Origin of the sequence: uncultured Nitrospira sp. (genome assembly GCA_902500695.1) — a bacterium.
GTDB lineage: Bacteria > Nitrospirota > Nitrospiria > Nitrospirales > UBA8639 > Nitrospira_E.
In genome coordinates, this window is the sequence record CABVRQ010000124.1 from 1 (window position 1) to 4,979 (window position 4,979).

Genomic DNA, 4,979 nt, shown 5'->3' on the forward strand with positions numbered 1-4,979 from the left:
TGAGGGGCGTCGCCGTGCCTCATTTGATGAAGATGCGGGCTGGTGGCAACGATTGCGCATTGCCACCCAGGATGACGGCTCCTTGAAATTTGAAGCCCTCACCAATCGTGCGCGGGCGGAAACCTATTTGCAGCCGGCACAACGAAAACTCATTGAACGGTTTTTAGAACGGGCTATGGCTACCACGCAGAATGATCTGGAATTATCCAGCACTTTGTTTGAGCTAATCATCCCGAATCGGATGAAGGAATATGCTCCAGACCGTCGAAGTATGGTGCTGGTGTTGGACGAGAAGTCTGCCGCCTATCCTTGGGAATTATTGCACAATCGATTTGATCCCAACTCGCGTCCTCTGGCTGTGGAGGCCGGGATGGTCCGGCAAATGGCGGTTCCTCAATTCCGTGAAAAGGTCCTCCACGGGACAGCCCCGAATGCGCTGGTCATTGGCGATCCCACCAGTCACGAACCCTCAGGAAAATTTTCTCCCTTGCCAGGTGCCGCTGCCGAAGCGCGGGAGGTGGCGCAACTCATCCGGCATCAGGAGTACCGGGATGTGGTGGAACTCGTGGAAGGTGAAGCGACACCGGATGCGATTCTGACTGCCCTATATCAACAGCCCTATCGTATTGTGCATTGTGCGGCGCATGGCGTCTTTGAATTTCCAATAGAAGAAGAGTCCGCCAACCCCGGAACCACAGACACCAAAATGGACCCTTGCAGGAAACCCAAAACGGTCACGGGAATGGTCTTAGGGGAAGGTCTGTTTTTGACCCCTGCCGAAATTAATCAAATGCGGTATGTGCCCGAATTGGTGTTTTTGAATTGCTGCCATCTGGGACAAACCAAAGGCAGTGCTGAACAATTGAACATTCCGTTTCATCAACTCGCCTCAAACCTGGGGACCCAACTGATTCGCATGGGTGTGCGGGCGGTGGTGGCAGCCGGTTGGGCTGTGGACGACCTTGCGGCCAAAACCTTCGCCAAGAAGTTTTATGAAGAGATGTTTCAAAATCGAACATTCGGCGATGCCGTGCGGCTGGCGCGTGAGGAAATTTTTCTTCGCCAGGGCGGATCCAATACGTGGGGTGCCTATCAATGCTACGGGGATCCGGATTTTTCGTTACACATCGGAGCGAAAAGCATGGGTAGGCAACGCCGGATGGTGGCTCCCGTCGAATTGCAAGTGGAATTGTACAATCTGGTTCAAGAGGCCAAAACCGCCGAGCCGAAAGATGAAGCCAGGTTGAGACGACGACTACAAGAATTGACTGCCAGTGTCGGTCAAGGGTGGACGGATTCCGCAGCCATGTGTGCGGCTCTGGGGTTAGCCTATGGGGAGTTGGGCCTTTTCGCGGAGGCGGTCCGATTCTATGATCGAGGGAGAATGCTGCAACCGGCTGATGCGACGGTGGAGTCGCTGGAACAGTTAGCCAATTTGAAAGTCCGATGGGCACTCGATCGTGTCGAAAGGCAGGGAGATCCCACAGCACAACAGCTCGACCCGCTAGAAAAAGATTTTCCCAGCAAGGAGTTGTTTGACGATGCGGAAAAAATTCTCGAGGGTCTTCTCACGATTCAACACACACAAGAACGGTATGCGCTTAAAGGGGAGCTCTATAAAGGAAAAGCCCTGCTGCTCACCAATAAGGCAGAGCGACGGAAAGCCTTACTCGAAATGAAGCGTTGGTATGATGAAGGCTACGCGCTTGGCAAAAATGCAAAGCGAACCGATGCGTATTACCCTTTGGGAAATCGGCTGGCAGCTGAGATTGTGCTTTCGTGGGATCAGCCGAAAGGGCGGGAAACGCGACGTAGCAAGACGAAAGAAGCTGATTATCTCGCAGAGGGGCTTGCCGAATTATCAACGTATGCAAACGATTTAATCGGAAAAGGACAAATCTTCTGGGGTATGAGTCTGACCCCGGATCAGAAACTGCTCGAGTCCTTATATGCACAACGTCTGACAGCCAACGATCAGAAGGAAATTCTCAATGGATATCTTGCGGCCAAACGACGGGGTGGGTCCGCCAGAGAAATGGATTCCGTCATCAAACAAATCAGGTTCTATGAATTAATGGTCGCCACGCAGGCACCTCCCAACATTCGTCAACAGCTTAGCGCCGGACTGAAAACATTACGTGAGAATCTTGTGCCCGATGAAGGACCGTAGGTGCTTGAGATATGAAATCCTGGCAGCGAAGATTTTCATTTGTCACAGTTGTAGAGACCTGGACCGGGGGAAAGTGGGCTTGCAGGATGCCTTGCATGTAGCAAGAGGTGCGGGTTGCAGTATGTGAGGGCTGATGAGCGGGAGTGAAAGTCGTTAACGTCATATGGTTGGGTGGGCCTGCCAGGAATTTTCTCTATCAAAGGACTACCATTCCGGCCAGTTGTTCGTGTCAATCTTTCCTCGAATCGTGGCTCTTTCAAAACTACCGGAATGACGATTGGTGGGAAACATTTGGCCTTGTCCTGATTCCTGTGGTCCCCTAGATTCGTTTTCCCGTCCGCGTTAGACTTCACGTCATCGAAATTCGGGTCTAACAATCGAATGTCTTCAGATTATGAGATTTCACCTCATTAGCGAGGCGGAGCAGAACGTCGTGATGAAACGATGCGCGTATGGTCTATTCCTGACTCTGGTTTTCCTCGTAGTGGTCCCCTCGTTACTCTGGGCTCAACTGGATTTGGACTACCAACTAAGAAGTCAGGAACAATTAGGCAGTTGGAAGGAAGGCGTCAAACCGAAGCCTGTCTCGGGATTGAATGTGGAATTACTTTCGGTGTTGGCCGACTACCAGGAACTGGTCTCCTCTGGAACTTTTCCGAATGCGGTGAAGCTTCAATTCTATTTAGATGACGAGCATGCGGTGTATTTGACGGTTCGCGAATTGGATTACCGCACCTACTATTGGTTGGATAGGGTGGAGCCCGCCCGCGCATGGGAAAAAGGGTTTCAGAATGTCTTTGCCTGGCCGACCGATCCTGTCCTGCAACAACTAACTCCCAAACTTGACCTCTATGAATTGGGAGCCCTGGTTCGCTTGGATGCAGACTCCACCTCCAGTATAGAGCGAGTCGCGCCTGCGGTGCTCTATCACAAGGATGCGCCATCTAAAATTGATGGCTATTTTTTTACCTTGAAAACCGGTGAAGATGCGCGATTGATGGCGACCATCACCCGGGAAGCCACAGGACAAGAAGTGGAGACGCAAACGTTCAGAAGAAAACGTGCAGGGCGTCCCTTTACCATTCATTGGGACGCCAAAGAAGCGGAGCCAGGTCTCTATAAACTGGACATCAGCGGGTTTTCTCTTTCGACGAATCAAACCCTTTCCCAAGAAATTCATTTCTATCATCAGCCTATCGTGATCCCATAACGAGAGCACCCCCTTTAATTATGAAAGACGTGTTCATCAGTTACGCCAGTGAGGATCGACCCGTGGCTCAACAGTTGGCGGCAGGCTTGGATCAAGCAGAGGTATCGGTTTGGTGGGATCGCCAGATTCAAGTAGGCAGCGAGTGGGATAAAACGATTGAAGACGCGTTGGCCTCGGCGAAATGTGTGGTGGTGTTATGGACCGGTCATGCCAAAAATTCCCGATGGGTGCGGGCAGAGGCTCGGGAGGCTCTGAATACTGAGAAGGTCATACCGGTTATGTTGGAAGCCAATGCCATTCCATTGGCTTTTACCGGTATTCAGGCCTTATGTTTTCTTGGATGGGAAGGCGCGGTCGGATCCAAAGAATTTGATATTCTTCTTTCCGTCATCCGTGCCAAGTTAGAGGGGAAAGCTTTTGAGCTTCCGGAGGCCTCCTCCACCAAACCGTCTCTGCTCGGAAAATTGGTCGCGCTTTTGGGGATCAAGGCGATGGTGGGCGGTATTCTTGCCCTCCTGCTTATCGGTAGTTCATTTCTGCGAGTGGCCCCGGTGATTTTGGTCCATGTGGAGACGGCTCGTATGGAATTTAGCGTGGCTCCCGGTTTGGATGATAAGCGACTGACTGATGCCATAACCTTTGACTCTCTGACGGTTGAAAACGTCGGGAAGCTTTCCGTCACTCCGGACAGGCTGCTGGTCGCCGACCCCGCTGATTATGATATGGCGTCGGATAGCTATCCGCCGAAAGCCTGGCTGGATTTGCCAATCAATGGCCGGACCGTACAATTTGCAGCGGACATGCCCAGCTTCTCCTCGGAAATCACGATCGAAACCACTGAGGATAAGGCGGCGGCTGCGGGACAACTCGATGGGATCGTGCTTACCGACGAGGCCGTGGTGAGTATGGAGATTTCCAATGACAATGCCCTCACCTGGTCGATCCGAACGAAGCAAGGGCGACAGCGAGTGGTGTTGTCCAGGATTCAAGCCGTTCAAATCCTTGAGACAGGGATGAAGGCGTCTTCGGGGCTCTCAATACCATTTCCCCAAGATCAAGAACTGACCTATCACATTATTTTTGATCATAAGCCTGGGACGATCGAACTGTTTGGACAGGACCAAGGTTTTGTCCTGGTGTTGAAAGAAAAAGAAACGACGGCCAAGAAACCGATTTCCAGTTCGGTGTTGCCGATACAATCCGTGGACTTTTCCTGGCAGGATCCGGGTACAGGTGAACGCAAACCGCCAGAGGGATTTGTGGGAACGGTGGAATATGTGAGTCCCCAAGGTATGCCTTCGGTGCCGATTGGAATGAATGCATTTCTGACCCTGGATGACCTGGAGCATTTTGAAATCACGTCCATCAGCATTGACCCGATCAGTCATACATTCAAGGTAGACCTGAAGGGAAAGGCAGGTTATGTCAAAACAGGGACAGCCGGTAATCCACAGGACCTTCGGCCGACCCTCTTCGATCAAATACGGTACAGCTCTTTATTTGAACCCGTCAGTAAGCTGATCGGGTGGTAGGGAAGGAAGGAAGGGTGTTACTGATAAGACCTTATGAAACGAAGAGGACGTGTCACCGACACGTCGC

3 protein-coding genes are annotated in these 4,979 nt (G+C 51.7%); all 3 read left to right on the forward strand.

Annotated elements, in window-relative coordinates:
* Positions 1–2,170: CHAT domain-containing protein (locus AAH187_RS18275; RefSeq protein WP_342349923.1), on the forward strand; the 2,170-nt coding region annotated here is incomplete at its 5' end.
* Between the two features lie 433 nt (positions 2,171–2,603).
* A complete protein-coding gene (locus AAH187_RS18280) occupies positions 2,604–3,380 on the forward strand; it encodes a hypothetical protein (RefSeq protein WP_342349924.1) in 777 nt (258 codons plus the stop codon).
* Between the two features lie 20 nt (positions 3,381–3,400).
* Positions 3,401–4,912: a toll/interleukin-1 receptor domain-containing protein gene (locus tag AAH187_RS18285; protein WP_342349925.1), complete on the forward strand. Its 1,512-nt coding sequence runs from the start codon at positions 3,401–3,403 to the stop codon at positions 4,910–4,912.
* Positions 4,913–4,979: the final 67 nt, after the last annotated feature.

Coding starts and splice junctions, on each gene's coding strand:
- AAH187_RS18285 (WP_342349925.1), top strand. CDS start 3,401: ATGAAAGACGTGTTCATCAGTTACGCCAGTGAGGATCGACCCGTGGCT.